Source organism: Streptomyces sp. Rer75 (assembly GCF_013414305.1).
In the GTDB taxonomy this organism is placed as follows: Bacteria; Actinomycetota; Actinomycetes; order Streptomycetales; family Streptomycetaceae; genus Streptomyces; species Streptomyces himastatinicus.
The window spans coordinates 5,522,066-5,536,941 of record NZ_CP058693.1 but is presented as its reverse complement, the minus strand read 5'-3'; the positions used below and the strand labels follow the sequence as shown (position 1 = coordinate 5,536,941).

General features: G+C 71.2%; 15 protein-coding genes. 8 read left to right on the top strand and 7 right to left on the bottom strand.

All coding sequences use genetic code 11. From position 1 onward, the window contains the following. Nucleotides 1–61: 61 nt before the first annotated feature. Both HYQ63_RS23685 and HYQ63_RS23680 read left to right on the top strand, forming a co-directional pair. Nucleotides 62–523, top strand: a complete 462-nt coding sequence (locus tag HYQ63_RS23685) for a Fur family transcriptional regulator (RefSeq protein WP_179935763.1) — start codon at nt 62–64, stop codon at nt 521–523. A gap of 10 nt (nt 524–533) precedes the next feature. Continuing rightward, nucleotides 534–1,499, top strand: coding sequence for a folate-binding protein YgfZ (locus tag HYQ63_RS23680; protein WP_179935762.1), 966 nt, complete (start codon nt 534–536; stop codon nt 1,497–1,499). Nucleotides 1,500–1,517: 18 nt separating this feature from the next. On the opposite strand, the gene dtd is transcribed toward HYQ63_RS23680, so the two are convergent. Beyond that, nucleotides 1,518–1,943 carry a D-aminoacyl-tRNA deacylase gene (gene dtd, locus HYQ63_RS23675; protein ID WP_179935761.1) on the bottom strand — a complete coding sequence of 142 codons (426 nt, stop codon included), beginning with the start codon at nt 1,941–1,943 and terminating at the stop codon, nt 1,518–1,520. 145 nt (nt 1,944–2,088) lie between these two features. Here dtd and HYQ63_RS23670 point away from each other — a divergent pair, with 145 nt between their 5' ends. Next, complete coding sequence (locus HYQ63_RS23670; protein WP_257232039.1) at nt 2,089–2,739, top strand: ABC transporter substrate-binding protein; 651 nt, start codon at nt 2,089–2,091, stop codon at nt 2,737–2,739. Nucleotides 2,740–2,816: 77 nt separating this feature from the next. Continuing rightward, complete coding sequence (locus HYQ63_RS23665) at nt 2,817–4,067, top strand: GNAT family N-acetyltransferase (RefSeq protein WP_179935760.1); 1,251 nt, start codon at nt 2,817–2,819, stop codon at nt 4,065–4,067. A 24-nt stretch (nt 4,068–4,091) separates the two neighbouring features. Here the strand turns inward: HYQ63_RS23665 and soxR are convergent, their stop codons facing one another. Next, nucleotides 4,092–4,553 carry a redox-sensitive transcriptional activator SoxR gene (gene soxR / locus HYQ63_RS23660; protein ID WP_179935759.1) on the bottom strand — a complete coding sequence of 154 codons (462 nt, stop codon included), beginning with the start codon at nt 4,551–4,553 and terminating at the stop codon, nt 4,092–4,094. A 52-nt stretch (nt 4,554–4,605) separates the two neighbouring features. Between soxR and HYQ63_RS23655 the strand changes: the two genes are divergently transcribed. Then, complete coding sequence (locus HYQ63_RS23655) at nt 4,606–5,211, top strand: NADPH-dependent FMN reductase (protein WP_179935758.1); 606 nt, start codon at nt 4,606–4,608, stop codon at nt 5,209–5,211. Between the two features lie 222 nt (nt 5,212–5,433). Then, nucleotides 5,434–6,225: an NAD(P)H-dependent oxidoreductase gene (locus tag HYQ63_RS23650; protein WP_179935757.1), complete on the top strand. Its 792-nt coding sequence runs from the start codon at nt 5,434–5,436 to the stop codon at nt 6,223–6,225. On the opposite strand, the gene HYQ63_RS23645 is transcribed toward HYQ63_RS23650, so the two are convergent. Further along, the gene (locus HYQ63_RS23645) at nt 6,158–6,712 is read right to left on the bottom strand and encodes a GNAT family N-acetyltransferase (protein ID WP_179935756.1); all 555 of its coding nucleotides are present in this window, start codon (nt 6,710–6,712) and stop codon (nt 6,158–6,160) included. The two genes, HYQ63_RS23650 and HYQ63_RS23645, sit on opposite strands and share 68 nt — an antisense overlap. Before the next feature lie 166 nt (nt 6,713–6,878). On the opposite strand from HYQ63_RS23645, the gene HYQ63_RS23640 reads away from it, so the two are divergent. Further along, on the top strand, nt 6,879–7,802 hold the full coding sequence (locus tag HYQ63_RS23640; protein ID WP_179935755.1) for a DUF1396 domain-containing protein: 924 nt from the start codon (nt 6,879–6,881) through the stop codon (nt 7,800–7,802). A 213-nt stretch (nt 7,803–8,015) separates the two neighbouring features. Further along, nucleotides 8,016–8,834, top strand: a complete 819-nt coding sequence (locus tag HYQ63_RS23635) for a TnsA-like heteromeric transposase endonuclease subunit (protein WP_179935754.1) — start codon at nt 8,016–8,018, stop codon at nt 8,832–8,834. Nucleotides 8,835–10,841: 2,007 nt separating this feature from the next. Here the strand turns inward: HYQ63_RS23635 and HYQ63_RS23630 are convergent. The 4 genes from HYQ63_RS23630 to HYQ63_RS23615 form a co-directional block, all read right to left on the bottom strand. Further along, nucleotides 10,842–11,603 (bottom strand): alpha/beta fold hydrolase, encoded by a 762-nt coding sequence (locus tag HYQ63_RS23630; RefSeq protein ID WP_257232643.1) that lies wholly within the window; start codon nt 11,601–11,603, stop codon nt 10,842–10,844. Between the two features lie 177 nt (nt 11,604–11,780). Continuing rightward, nucleotides 11,781–12,785 (bottom strand): NADP-dependent oxidoreductase, encoded by a 1,005-nt coding sequence (locus tag HYQ63_RS23625; protein WP_179935753.1) that lies wholly within the window; start codon nt 12,783–12,785, stop codon nt 11,781–11,783. Between the two features lie 172 nt (nt 12,786–12,957). Next, nucleotides 12,958–14,013 carry an aldo/keto reductase gene (locus tag HYQ63_RS23620; RefSeq protein ID WP_138047867.1) on the bottom strand — a complete coding sequence of 352 codons (1,056 nt, stop codon included), beginning with the start codon at nt 14,011–14,013 and terminating at the stop codon, nt 12,958–12,960. A 60-nt stretch (nt 14,014–14,073) separates the two neighbouring features. After that, nucleotides 14,074–14,766, bottom strand: coding sequence for an SDR family oxidoreductase (locus HYQ63_RS23615; RefSeq protein ID WP_179935752.1), 693 nt, complete (start codon nt 14,764–14,766; stop codon nt 14,074–14,076). Nucleotides 14,767–14,876 lie beyond the last annotated feature (110 nt).

Genomic DNA, 14,876 nt, shown 5'->3' with positions numbered 1-14,876 from the left:
CCCCGAGCCGCTCCGGCCGAGCGCGACCGCGCCCCGGTGCGGTGCCGCCTACACTGGCACCGTGGCGACCACCGACTGGAAGACCGATCTGCGGGAGCGCGGCTACCGACTCACCCCGCAACGCCAGCTCGTGCTCGAAGCCGTCGACAGCCTGGAGCACGCCACTCCGGACGACATCCTCACCGAGGTGCGCCGTACCGCGAGCGGTGTGAACATCTCCACCGTCTACCGCACGCTGGAGCTGCTGGAGGAACTGGGCCTCGTCAGCCATGCCCATCTCGGGCACGGCGCCCCCACGTACCACCTGGCCGACCGGCACCACCACATCCATCTGGTGTGCCGGGACTGCACGGAGGTCATCGAGGCCGACGTCTCGGTCGCGGAGTCCTTCACCCGGCAGCTGCGGGCGTCCTTCGGCTTCGACACCGACATGAAGCATTTCGCCATCTTCGGCCGCTGCGCCTCGTGTTCCGCAGCGCACCGCACGCAGGACACGGACAAGAGCCGCACGTCCACGTCGTAGGGTGAAACGCATGAAGAGCCCTTTGCTGTCGCTGCCCGGCGCCGTCCCCGGCGAGGGCCCCGACGAAGGCGTCGCCGCCCACTACGGCGACCTGTTCCGCGAGCAGCGCGCGCTCGCCGACGGCACCGGCTTCGTGGACCTCTCGCACCGCGGAGTCGTCACGGTCACCGGTGCCGACCGGCTGAGCTGGCTGCATCTGCTGCTCACCCAGCACGTCAGCGAGCTTCCCGCCGGTGAGGCCACCGAGGCGCTGATCCTCTCCGCGCACGGCCACATCGAGCACGCGCTCTACCTCGTCGACGACGGCGAGACCACCTGGGCCCATGTGGAGCCCGGCAGCCAGGGCGATCTGATCGCGTACCTGGAGAGCATGAAGTTCTTCTACCGGGTCGAGATCGCGGACCGCACCGAGGAGTACGCGGTCGTCCACCTCCCGGCGGGCAGCATCGCCGAGACCCCCGAGGGCACCGTCGCCCGCGAGACCGCGCACGGCCGCGACCTGTTCCTGCCGCGCGCCGGGCTGGAGTCCTTCGCGGCGGCGAGCGGCCCGCCGATCGGCGTCCTGGCGTACGAGGCGCTGCGCGTCGAGGCGCACCGGCCGCGGATCGGCCTGGAGACCGACCACCGGACCATCCCGCACGAGCTGGGCTGGATCGGCACCGCCGTCCATCTCCAGAAGGGCTGCTACCGCGGCCAGGAGACGGTCGCCCGGGTGCACAACCTGGGCAAGCCGCCGCGCCGCCTGGTCTTTCTGCACCTCGACGGCAGCGAGGTGAAGCTGCCGGGCCACGGCGCGCCCATACGGCTCGCGGCGGACGGCGAGGAGGGCCGTCAGCTGGGCTTCGTCACCTCCTCGGCCCGCCACCACGAGCTGGGGCCGATCGCGCTCGCGCTGGTGAAGCGGAACGTGCCGGTGGACGCGGAGCTGATCGCGGACTCCACGGCGGCCTCGCAGGAGACGGTCGTCGAGCCGTAGGGCGTGTCCGCCTGGCTCCTACACCTCGACGATCACCGTGAACGGGCCGTCGTTCGTGAGCGAGACCTTCATGGCCGCTCCGAACCGGCCCGTCTCCACCTGGGCGCCCAGCTCCCGCAGCCGCGCCACCACCTCGTCCACCAGCGGTTCGGCGACATCGCCGGGCGCCGCCGCGTTCCAGGTGGGCCGACGGCCCTTGCGGGCGTCCCCGTACAGCGTGAACTGGCTGATGACCAGCAGCGGAGCGTCCAGGTCCGAGCAGGACTTCTCGCCCGGCAGGATGCGTACGGACCACAGCTTGCGGGCCAGCTGGGCCGCCTTCTCCGGGGTGTCGTCGTGCGTCACCCCGACCAGGACGCACAGCCCCTGCCCGACGATCTCCCCGGTCGTCTCGCCGTCGACGACGACGCTCGCCCCGTCCACTCTCTGTACCACAGCACGCATACGGACCATCATGCCCTGCGCCCATCGGGGCCGATCGGGTGGACGGTCGCTGCACACGGGCCATTCGGAGTGGCACGATGCGTGCAGGCGGTGCAGGTGGGCAGGAACTGCGGGAATGACGCATCGCTGGAGGGGACGGACAAGGATGATCACACCGGGCACCGAGCGGCCCATGGCCACCGAGAGCCCGCTGCCGGCGCGGCCGCCGAGCCAGCGCGGCGGCCGGCTGGCCGACGCCGAGGCCGTGCCGCCGGCGGCCGTGCCGCCGGCGGGGGCGGCGGGGGCAGGGACCCTGGGCGGTCTGCGGCTGGCGGAGCTGCGGGCGCTGCGCCGCTCCGCGCAGCGCGAGGAGGCGGACCTGAGCTATGTGCGCAGACTGCTGCACGGCCGGATCGACATCCTCCGTGCCGAGCTGACCCGCCGCCGCGACCCGGCGGTGCCGGCGGCGGCGGACGGGCCGTCGGCGGAGCCCGCGGAGCTGGTCGAGCTGCTGCCCAAGATCCTGGCGGACGTCCCGTCCCGGCACCGCACCTCCGCCCGCCATGTGACGCTCGGCACCCCGCACAGCGCGGAGTACGAGCGGCTGGCCGAGGAGATGCTGGCCGAGATCGGCCTGTCGGACCTCCCGGCGCGCACGGACGAGGAGCTGCACGGCGCGATGGACCGCCTGGAGGGGTACGAGCAGCAGGTGTCCCGGCGGCGGCAGGGGCTCCAGCGCACCGCCGACCAGTGCAGTGCGGAGATCGCGCGCCGCTACCGCGAAGGTGAGGCCCAGGTCGACGATCTGCTCTCGTAGTCGGCCCGCCGGGCATCCACAGGCTGGGGATAAAAATTCGCGTGCGGCCTGTGGCGGCGGCCGCTTAGCGTGACCGCATGGCCGCCCACATCCGCACCTCCCTCGACGCGTCCGACCTCCCCAACTGGCTCCGCGCGATGCACACCGGATTTCTCCAGCCACCGGATGTCTCCAAGGAGGAGCTGGAGGTGCGGGGGGCGGGCATCGACCTGGACCGCACCCAGGGGGCCTTCGACAGGGACCGCTGCGTCGCCACCTTCCGCAGCCACGACCAGCGGCTGACGGCGGTCGGCGGGGCCGATGTACCGGCCGACGCGATCACCAATGTCACCGTGTCGCCCACCCACCGCCGCCGGGGCCTGCTCAGCCGGATGATGGAGCACGACCTGCGGGCGGCCAAGGAGCGGGGCGACGCGCTGGCCTCACTGCTCGCCGCCGAGTACCCGATCTACGGTCGGTACGGCTTCGGCCCGGCCACCTGGGTCACCCAGTGGACGGTGGACGTCGCCCGCGCCGGTCTCGACCCGCGCTACGCCGGACCCAGCTGCGGCGGCCGGGTCGACTACGCCGACGCCGACGAGGTACGGGAGCTGGGCCCCGCCCTGCACGAGCGGCTGCGCGCTCAGGCGCACGGCGTCATCGACCGCACCGAGCGCTGGTGGCGGCTGAACACCGGTCTGCTGCGCTTCCCGGGCGACGGCTGGACCAACGAACCGTTCCACGTCCTGTACCGCTCCCCCGACGGCACGGTCGACGGACTGCTCACCTTCACCGTCGACGACCGCTGGGAGGGCAACAAGCGGCCGCAGGAGACCGCCACGGTCCTCGACCTGATCGGCGTCACCCCGGCCGCCGAGCGCGCCCTGTGGCACTTCCTGTGCTCCATCGACTGGGTCCAGCACATCGCCACCGGCCGCCGCGCCCCGGACGACCTGCTCCCGCTGCTCCTCGGCGACCCGCGGGCGGCCCGGCCCACCGTGCACGCCGACTACCTGTGGCTGCGCCCGCTGGACGTCCCCGCGCTGCTGGAGGCCCGTACGTACCCGGCGTCCGGCTCGCTCGTCCTCGACCTGCGCGACCGGGCCGGGCTGGCGGGCGGCCGCTATCTGCTGGACGCGAGCCCGGACGGCGCCGCTTGCGCCCCCACCACCCGCCCGGCCGATCTGACCATGGACATCGGCGCGTTGGGCACCGTGTGGCTGGGCGACGAGTCGCTGGTCCGGCTCACCGCCCTGGGCCGGGCGGAGGAGGAACGCCCCGGCGCCGCGGCCCTGGCCGACACGCTGCTGCGCACCCCGCGGCGGCCGTGGTGCCCGGACATGTTCTGAGGCCCTTCGGGAGCAGGACCGCGCTCAGCAGCAGGACTTGAGCAGTCGGCGGGCGCCCGCGCCCTGCTCGCCCAGCTTGTCGTACGGGTTGGCCAGCGCGCACTTGTCGATCGACAGACAGCCGCAGCCGATGCAGTCGGTCAGATGGTCGCGGAGGTTCTCCAGCTGCTCGATGCGATCGGTGAGGTCCGAGCGCCAGCACTCCGAGATCCGGGCCCAGTCCTCCTTGGTCAGGACGTGGTCCTCGGGGAAGAGCGACAGCACGTCCCGGATCCGCGACAGCGGGATGCCGACCCGCTGCGAGGAGCGCACGAAGGCCACCCGGCGGAGCGTGTCGCGGGTGTAGCGGCGCTGGTTGCCGGAGGTGCGGCGGCTGTGGATGAGCCCCTCGCGCTCGTAGAACCGCAGCGCGGAGGCGGGGACCCCGCTTCGCTGGGACAGCTCGCCGACCGTCAGCTCATGGGTCTTCCAGGTGAGGTGCGTCATGCTGCCGAGGGTAGCTTGACTTCAACCTTGGTTTAAGTCCGAGCCTCTTCTCATGACTACCGCAACCGCAGTTTCCACCCGCATCCCCATCCGTCTCGCCGTCATCGTCGGCAGCACCCGCGAGGGCCGCTTCGGACCCAAGGTCGCCGACTGGTTCACCGGCCGCGCCGCGCTGCGCGACGACCTGAGCGTGGACGTCGTCGACCTGGCCGACACCCCGCTCCCGCCGTCCCTCACCCACCAGCCCGGTCCCGAGGACGCCAAGGCGCTGGAGGCCGTGACCCCGCGCCTGGACGCGGCGGACGCGTTCGCCGTCGTCACCCCCGAGTACAACCACAGCTATCCCGCCCCGCTGAAGAACGCGATCGACTGGCACTACAGCCAGTGGCAGGCCAAGCCGGTCGGCTTCGTCAGCTACGGCGGCATCTCGGGCGGCCTGCGCGCCGTCGAGCATCTGCGGCCCGTCTTCGCCGAGGTGCACGCGGTCACCGTGCGCGACACGGTCAGCTTCCACGGCGCCTGGGACGCCTTCGGCCCGGACGGCCGGCTGACCGACCCCCAGGGCCCGGACACCGCCGCCACGGCCATGCTCGACCAGCTCGTCTGGTGGGCCGACGCCCTCCGCACGGCACGCGCGGCCCGCCCGTACGGCGCCTGAGCCCTCGGGCCGTCAAGCCTCACGCCGTACGGCGGCGGAAGAGCGCCCCGGACAGGGCGACCGCGACCGCCAGGATCCCGCCGCACCAGGACAGCGCCTCCCAGGCGCTGTCCCCACCGGCCGGATCCGCACCTCACAGGCTGACGGCCCTGGCCAGATCCTCACACATCCTGGCCATCCGGCCACTCGTCGCCCGCCCGCCGCGTTGCGACGCTGGCCGGTATGAACGTGCTGTGGATATTCGCCCACCCCGAACCGCGCTCACTGAGCGGCTCCCTGCGCGACGAGGGCCTGCGCGCCCTGCGGGAGCTGGGCCATGAGTGCCGGGTGTCCGACCTCTACGCCATGCGCTGGAACCCGGTCGTGGACGGCGCCGACTTCCGGCACGACGCCGAGGAACGCCTGATCGTCGGCGCCTCCTCGCACGACGCCTACGACGCCGGGACGCTGAGCGAGGACATCCGCGCCGAGCAGGAGAAGATCGACTGGGCCGATGCGCTGGTCGTGCAGTTCCCGCTGTGGTGGTACGGGATGCCCGCCATCCTCAAGGGCTGGTTCGACCGCGTCTTCGTGAAGGGCTTCGCCTTCGGCGTCACCGGCCCCGACGGCCGCACCCTGCGCTACGGGGACGGCAAGCTGGCCGGAAAGCGCGCCATGGTCCTGCTCACCGCCGGTACCCCGCGGGCCGCGGCCGGACCGCGCGGCGTCAACGGCGACATCGAGCATCTGCTGTTCCCGCTCCAGCACGGGACGCTCTGGTACAGCGGCATGTCCGTCCTGCCGCCGCACGTCGTCTACGGCGCGGACCGGCTCTCCGCCGAGCAGTACGAGGGCTACGCCGACGCACTGCGGGAGCGGCTCGCCACGCTGCCGACCGCCGACCCGATCCCCTTCCGCCGCCAGAACGGCGGGGACTACGACGAGAACCTGGTGCTGCGGCCCGACGTCATGCCGGGGCACTCCGGTCTTGCGGTGCACTACGCAGCTCCAGCCGCCAGTCGTTGCAGCGCATGAAGGAGCCGGGCGGGTACTCGACGTCGCACTCGCCGAGCAGCGTGAACCCGGCCTTGCGGCAGACCCCGTTCGACGCGGGGTGGCCGATGGACGGATAGGCGTGCAGATGGCGGTGGACGCCCTCCGCGGCCGCGGCGCGCGCGACCTCCCGCGCGGCCGCGGCCGCGATCCCCCGGCCCTGATACGACGGCAGTACGCCCCAGCCCGTCTCGTAGACCGTCTCCCCGCGCCACTCGCGCTCCCAGAAGCCGATCGCGCCCGCCACCTCGGCCTCCCGCACCAGCACGATCCGGTACATCCGGCCCCCGCCCCGCCCGGGCAGCTCCGCATAGCGCCGATGCCGCGCCAGCACCTGCTCCTCGGTCTCCGGCCCGCCCAGGTGCGTCATCATCTCCGGGCTGTTGTTGCGCCGCAGCAGTTCGAGGTAGGCCGGGGTGTCCGCCCACGGCTCCAGCCGCACCCCCTCCACACCGCTCCCCTGGGACATCCGCCGCCTCCCGCCGTCGCGTCGTCCCCCTCATTCGACCACGGGGGCACGACAACGGGACGGTGACAACGGGGCGGCAGCAAATGCCGCGCCCCGTTTCGTGCGCGTGCGCTAATGTCCCGACATCGATCAGGAACGAACACAAGTTCCGCAAGGGGTGGGGTATATGGGCATCGTTGTACGCACCGGACCGGACAGCAGGCGCGGCAGAGCGGGGGCAGCGGTGCTCGCCGCCGCGCTGCTGTGCGCCGGGGCGGCGGCGTGCGGCTCGCCGGAGTCCGGCGGCGGCAAGCGCGCGCACCGGGCGGCGAAGGAGCCGCGCATGGCACCGGCGGCGGCCGTGCGGGCGGCGGCGAAGAAGACGGAGAAGCTGACCTCGCTCCGCTACCGGATGACCGGCCGGACCCTCGACGAGGGGCGAGTCGAGGGCGAGGGCGCGATGGCCTTCAACCCGCCCGTGGCCCGGATGAAGATGCGCACGCTCGGCGAGGGCGAGACGGGGACGGTGGAGTACCGGCTCACCGGCGGCGTGATGTACCTCGGCGGCGGTGCGGTGGCCGCCGGGATCGGCAGCGGCGGCAGCGACCTCCCCGAGCTCGGCGGCAAGCGCTGGCTCGCGCTGGACGCCTCGGAGATGGAGAAGCGCGGGTCCGGTTCCCGGGGTGCGGGCTCGCTCACGGGCCGGGCGAAGACCAATCCGGCCGACGAGTCCGCCTTCCTCTCCGACGCCGACAATCTGCGGCGGGTCGGCGCCGAGACCATCGACGGCGTCCGGACCACCCACTACCGCGGCACGGTCACCCTCGACCAGATGCGCGCGAGCCTCGAGGACGAGAAGTCCACGACCCGCGAGCGCCGCGACAAGACCCTCAAGACGTACGAGGAGGCGGGCATCGACCGCCTGAACATGGACATGTGGATCGACCCGGACAGCCACACGAAGCGGTTCCGCATGCGCGGCGACGCCGACAAGGGCCGGCTCGATGTGACGATGACCTTCCTGGACATCAACAAGCCGGTCACCGTGCAGGCCCCGCCCGCGAGTGCGACGCTGAACCTGTCCGACCTGGCCCGGAGCACCCGGAGCTGACCCCGGCGGGTGCCACGCGGCGGCCCGGCTGAGACTGAGCACGATAGGTGTCGTCATCCTTCCGTCCCGACCTGCCCTTTCGTGAAGCTCTGAGCGCGACATCTGTCGCCGAATTCGCATCGTTCCTGACGTGATCCGCGCTCTTTGCAGGCAAGTTGTCGTCAACTTCGAAGATCGCCCCTCCCAGGGGAGGCGTGCGGCTTCCCTGGGAACATGAGCGATACCCGGGACTCCTTGTGGTCCCATCGCTGTACGTGGACGGACCTGCTGGTCCCGGTCGGGCTGGAGGCGGGACGGGGAGGCATGGACCTGTCCGCTGGGTGGCCGGATCGGTGGACGGCGACGTGGAAGTACGCCGGGGACGAGATCACGGGCCCGGTCCGCCACCTGGAGCAGGTGCCGGTGGCGAGCCGCGGGCCGATGTGGGGGTTCACCTGGCGGCGGGAGCAGCGGCACCGGCCCGGTCTGGAGTCGCTGGTGTCCACGGGGCGGCTGCACGGGTTCGAGAGTCTCGAAGAGGATCAGCTGCTGGTAGCCCTGGACTTCGCCGGTGGCCTGGTCGAGGTTCTGTCGCAGCCGCTGCGCATCCGGTTCCGGACAGCGGAGAAGTGGCGCAACCACACGCCGGACTTCTTCGCGGTCACGCGGGCGGGGATCTGGCTGATCGACGTGCGGCCCCGGGACTTGATCGAGCCCGAGAACCTGGAGTCGTTCGCGGCCGCCGAGGAAGTGGCGCTTGTCTGCGGATGGCACTACGCGGTCGCGGCCGAGTGGCGCCCACATGTGCGGTCCACGCTCAGTGCGTTCTACGGGAAGCGTCGTCCGACGCGAGACGTGCTCGGGGTGCAGCCCGATCTGCTTGCCCAGGCCGAAGCAGGCGTGACGTTCGGGGAGTTGGCGGCCGAACAGACGTACTGGCCGGTGGCGCGGGCGCAGTTGTTGCACCTGCTGTGGCACCGCAGGCTCGGGATCGACCTTGCTCAGCCGTTGACGGACAGGTCGCGGGTGGTGCGTGCAGGAGGCGTCTCGTGATGGGGGCGGTGGCGCTGGATCTCTCGCCTGGCGCGGGCGTGGTGCTCGACGAGGTGGAGTGGCTGGTCGAGAGGCAGGAGCCGCATCTGGGGCGGGTCCAGCTCGTCCGCGGGGACGGCGAGCGCCAGCGGGTGAGCTTCCGTTTCCTGGTCAATCATCCGCAGTGTCGGCCGTCGCCGCGTACGGCGGCGGAAGGCGCCAACCGAGGGCGGCAGCCGGCTTCGTGGAGTGATGTGAAGCCGGAGAAGCGGCCCTTGATGGAACAGCGCTTCGCGCATCTGATGGAGGTCAACTGCGGTTTCCGCAGTGGTGACCCGTTCCGTCCCGAGCCGGGGGAGCCGCGCCCCGAGTACGACCCGGACCGTACGACGCTGGGTGAGCGGAGGGCGGCGAAGGTCGCTGAGCTGGCGGTGCTGCGGCCCGAGGAGGCCAAGCTGCTCCTGGGCGTCGCGACCGTCGGGGTGCGCACGCTGGAGCGGTGGGAGAAGCGCCGCAGGAAGTACGGGATCGTGGGCTGCGCCGATCACCGGTGGCTGCGGGCGAGCGGGGGACACCCGAGCATCAGCGAGGAGGTTCGCGAGGCGATCTTCGCGGTCCGGGCGGAGACGCAGCGACACCGGTCCCGGGTGAGCGCGCGGACCCGCGAGATCATGATCCGGCGCTATGTGCGGGAGACCTTCGAGAGCGAAGACCGAGACGAAGACGAGGCCAGGGACGAGAGCGAGAAGATCGAGGTCCCCAGCTATCACACGCTGCTGCGGGTGTGGAAGGAGTGGTTCGGGCCGGGCGGTACCCGGCCGAAGTACGAGCGCTCGGCCGAACTGCCCACCAAGAACGGGCATGTGCTCGTGACCCGCCCTGGCCAGGTCGTCGCGCTGGACACGACGATCCTGCCGGTGATGGTCCGCGAGAACGTCTTCGGTGACCCGGTCACCGTCCACCTCACCTTGGCACTGGACGTCTACACCCACTCCATCTGCGCGTTCCGGCTCACACTCGTCTCGGACTCCTCGGTGGACGTCGCGATGGTGCTGCGCGACGTCATGCTGCCGCTGCCGATGCGGGAGGAGTGGGGCGAGGACATGGAGTGGCCTTATCCGGGGCTGCCGGCGGCCATGGTCTCGGAGTTCGCCGGGTACGAGGTGGCCGGCCTGCCGTTCTTCACCCCCGAGACCGTCACTTCCGACCACGGCTCGGTCTACCGCAATCACCACTTGGTGGATGTCCAGGAGGCGATGGGCTGCCGGATCCTGCCGGCGCGGGTGCTGCGTCCGCAGGACAAGGCCGCGGTGGAGCGCGTCTTCGGTGGTATCCGCTCGCTGGTGTTCGAGAAGCTGCCCGGCTACACGGGAGTTGACGTCGCCGACCGTGGCGCCGACCCGGAGGGCGACGCGGTGCTCACCATGGCCCAGATGGAACACTTCATCGCGACCTGGGTCGTGAAGGTGTGGCAGAACCGGATACTCGGCGAGTTCGCCCCCTGCTGGGATCCGGGCGGTGACCACAGCCCCAACACCCTGTTCGCCGCCTCCTTCGCCCAGGAGGGCTTCGACCTGGACATCCCGTCCCCGGAGACGTACTACCGCTTCCTGCCCGAACATCATGTGAAGCGGATCTACCGGCGGGGCGTCAAGGTCAAGGGACTCTGGTACGACGCCGAGCTGCTGCACACGCCCGAGAGAAACTCCGCACGCGGCGGCCGCTACAAGAAGCAGTGGGTCATCCACCGCGAACCCCGCGACCGGCGGGTGGTGTACTTCCAGGATCCCGATACCCATGAGTGGCACGAACTGCGCTGGACGGGCCTGCCCCCAAAGGGCGAGATCCCGGCGTTCGGGGATGCCCGGGTCGAGGAACTCCTCACCCGGGTACGGGAAGCAGGTCTCAAGCCGCGCTCCGACGCCGACCTTGTCCCCATCCTCCTGGAGATGCTGGGGGCCGTGGATCCGGTCGAGAAGTGGCCGTCCCAGCTGACCAAGTCCCAGCGGACGCAGCACGCGCGGGAGATCACCCAGGCCAGGGCGGCTGCCGCGGACCGGCCGAAACAGCCGACCAAGCCGGACGAGCCAACGCGCTTGGCCGCTGTTGGCGCACCGGATACGGAGCCGCCCTGGCGGGAGCGGGCCCGGGAGGCCACCGAGAGCCTGGACGCCCACAGGCGCCGGCGGCGGGAGGCAGCCACGTCCTCGCGGCAACGCCCCAGCGGTGGATGGCCTTCAACTGGGCGCGGAATGATGAGAGCGAGATGGCTTTGTCGCGGTCGTCCGTGCGCTCTTTCAGCCGGTCCAGGAAGGCGTGGGCGGCCCGTCGGCCGCTTTCGGTGGCGGTGAAGAAGAGGAACTGCTCGGGGTCCCTGCGGGTCGCGACGGCCTTGAGGATGTCCTTGATGGTGAGGGAGGTGACCTTGTCGATGCCGGGGCCTCCGGCGGGGCCCGTGCCCGCGAGGATCATCTTCCGTACGAGGTCCGGTTCCTGTGCCGCGACGACCTGGGCGACGAAGCCGCCCATCGACAGGCCGAGCAGGTCGACACGGTCGTACCCGACAGCCCGGATGAACAGCACCGTGTCGCGGGCCATCGCCTCGATGGTGTCGGGCGTGGAGCCGCCGGAGGCGCCGACGCCGCGGTTGTCGTAGGTGATCACGCGGCGTCGGGCGGCGAGTCCGTCGACGACGCGGGGGTCCCAGTTGTCCAGGACCGCGGACAGGTGGTTGAGCAGGATCAGCGGTACGCCGTCGTCCGGACCGTGCTGCCGGTAGGCGAAGTCCACGCCGTGCACGGACACGGCGCGGGTCGGCGCGTTCTTGCACGACGACGGGGCGGGCGTGGGGAAGCTGGACGGTGCGTTCGTGATCGGGTCCTGGTGTGGGAGAGAGGAGCGTGGGGCGGGATCTTCTCGTTGTGGCGGGCGGCGTTCTCGGCGTCCGGCAGGGCCGGTGCCCTGTGCTCACGTCATGGAGACGACGACCTTGCCGGCTTTCGGGCGGCCCTTCTCGGCGTACTCCATGGCCTGGAGGGTCTCGTCGAAGGGGAAGACCCGGTCGACGATGGGGCGGATCTTCCCGGCGTCGATGAGGGGGGTGAGTTCGCGGAGTTGGGCGCCGCTGGCCTTCATGAACAGGAAGGCGTAGGTGACGCCGAGGCGCTTGGCCTGGCGCCGGGTCTTGGCGCTGAGGGCGGTGACGGCCAGGCGCAGGACCGGGTTCGAGCCGAGCTCGCGGGCGGTGGCCGGGTCGGGCGGGCCCACGACGGAGATGGCCTGGCCGCCGGGCTTGAGGACGCGCAGGGACTTGGCGAGGTCCTCGCCGCCGAGGGAGTCCAGGACGACGTCGTAGCCGTGGAGGATTTCGGTGAAGTCCTGTGTGCGGTAGTCGATGACTTCGTCTGCGCCGAGTTCCTTGACCAGGTCGACCTTGGCGGTGCTCGCGGTGGTGGCCACGTACGCGCCCAGTGCCTTGGCCAGCTGGACGGCGATGGAGCCGAGGCCGCCGGCGCCCGCGTGGATGAAGACCTTCTGGCCCGGCTGTACGTGGGCCCGCTCGACCAGGGCCTGCCAGGCGGTCAGCGCGACCAGGGGGAGGGAGGCGGCCTCGGTCATGGTGAGCGTGGCGGGCTTGGGGGCGAGGTCGTCCTGGTGGACGGCGAGGAGTTCGGCGAAGGTGCCGATGCGGTCCTTGTCAGGCCGCGCGTAGACCTCGTCGCCCACGGCGAAGCGGTCGACGGACGATCCGACCCGGACGACGGTCCCGGCGAGGTCGTTGCCCAGGACGAGCGGGAGACGGTAGGGCAGGATCGCCTTGAGGTCACCGTTGCGGATCTTCATGTCCAGCGGGTTGACGCCCGCCGCGTGGATCTTGACCAGGACGTCGTCGGCGCCCACCTGAGGGTCAGGTATCTCGGCGGCGCGCATCCCGGCCGCATCACCGTACTTCTCGACCATGAAGGCCTTCATCGTCATCTCCGTTCGTGTGGTCTCCCGTCCAAGCGGGAGGGGTGTTCTGTCCGTGAGGGGTTTGTCTCGGTAGGAGACGGTTTGTGGTGTTCTTCTAGTCCGCGCGCTCCGCGTCGGCACGGCAGTGGCCAGTGCCTGCGCGGAGAGCTCTGCGTCGGCCGTGTTTCCGGGCTCAGGCCACCGGCACGACCGGGGTGATGACGCTGCTCGCGTCGCCGCCCTGGAGGTGTCCCAGCGAGCCCGCGATGCCCTCGTGCGGTACGCCGAGCGGCACGGCGCTGACCTTGTCGAGGCGCGCGTACTGCTCGTCGGTCAGCTGGACGTCGAGGGCTGCGAGGTAGCTGTCGAGCTGGGAGAGGTTGCGCGGGCCGATGATCGGGACCAGCGTGGCCGTGGAGCGGGCGGCGCGCTCGCGGACCCAGGCCACCGCCACCTGGGCGGGCGTCGCACCGGTCTCCTGGGCGATGGCCAGGACGGTGTCGACGACGGCGGTCTTCTGGTCGGTGCTCTCGGTGTGGATGACCATGCCCAGGTCGCTGAGGCGCCCTTCTGCGGACGTGCGGTACTTGCCGGTGAGCAGTCCGCCGCCGAGCGGGGACCACAGCGCGGCGCCGAGTCCGAGGCTCTCGGCCATCGGCAGCAGCTCCCGGTCGGCGGTGCGCTCGACGAGGCTGTACTCGTGCTGGATGCCGATGATGGGGGACTGGTTGCGCAGGTCGGCGAGGGTTACCGCGCGCGAGACGCGCCAGGCGGGGAAGTTGGACAGCGCGGCGTGGTGGATCTTGCCCGCGCTGACCAGGTCGTCGAGACCGCGCAGGAGCTCCTCCATCGGAGTGAGCTGGTCGGGGAAGTGCACCCACAGCAGGTCGATGTAGTCGGTGCCCAGGCGCTTCAGGCTGGCCTCGACGGAGGCGACCAGGTTCTTGCGGCTGTTGCCGGTCTTGGAGATGTCCGGCTGCGGGGCGGCGCCGAGGGCGAACTTGGTGGCCAGGACGAAGTGCTCGCGGTCGGCGGAGACGAGCTTGCCGGTCAGTTCCTCCGACTCGCCGAACTGGTAGCCGTCGGCGCTGTCGAGGAAGGTGCCGCCGGCCTCGGCGAACCGGTCGAAGATGCGGCGGGCCTCGTCGGGCTCGGCGCCTGCGCCCCAGCCGGTGCCGAAGTTCGCGGTGCCGAGCGCGTACTCGGACACGCGCAGTCCGGTCCTGTGTCCGAAGGTCGTGTAACGCATGAGAAGTCCTTGCGCAAGGGGGCCTGGAAGGCCGTCGTGCCGTGGTGGAGGGGGTGAGCGTCAGCCCGCGTTCGGCTGGGGCGCCGCGGACAGGCTCTGCTTGACGTACCGGCTGGTCTCGTCGGCGAGGATCTCGGGCAGGCCGGTCTCGATGCCGCGCAGGGCCTGGGCCGCGACGTCGGCGGCGGCGACCTTCTGGTCGGCGGGCACGCCGGCGGCCATGTCGGTGTCCATGTAGCCGACGTGCAGCGCCGAGACGGTGATCCCGCGGGGCGCCAGTTCCTCGCGACTCGCGTCGCTCAGCGCCCAGGCGGCGGCCTTGGAGGCGGCGTAGGAGCCGAGTCCTGCCGGGTGGAACCAGGACAGGGCGGACAGGACGTTGAGGACGGCGCCGCCGCCGTTGCCCTCGATGACGGGGGCGAAGGAGCGGGTCGCGGCGAGCGGGCCGAAGAAGTTGGTCTCCATCTCGCGACGTACCTCGTCCAGGTCGCCGCCGACCAGCGTCGCGCCGGTGGAGATGCCCGCGTTGTTGATCAGTAGCGTCGCGTCCGACGCGATGCGGGCGGCCTCCCGTATCGACTCCTGGTCCGTCACGTCGAGGCGCAGTGGGCGGACGCCCGGCAGGTCGACCGTCTCGGGACGGCGGGCCGCCGCGTAGACCTTGGCGCCATGCTCCACGAGCTGGGCGGCCAGGTGCCGCCCGAGGCCCCGGTTGGCGCCGGTGACCACCGCGACCGCGTTCTTGAGTTCCATGCTCGCTCCAGATCATTTCGGGCGCCGTCGGGACACCCGCGCCAATTAGATTGCGACAACAATCTAAACACCGGACTACGATAGATGCCAGCCGACATCCAAATGGGAGG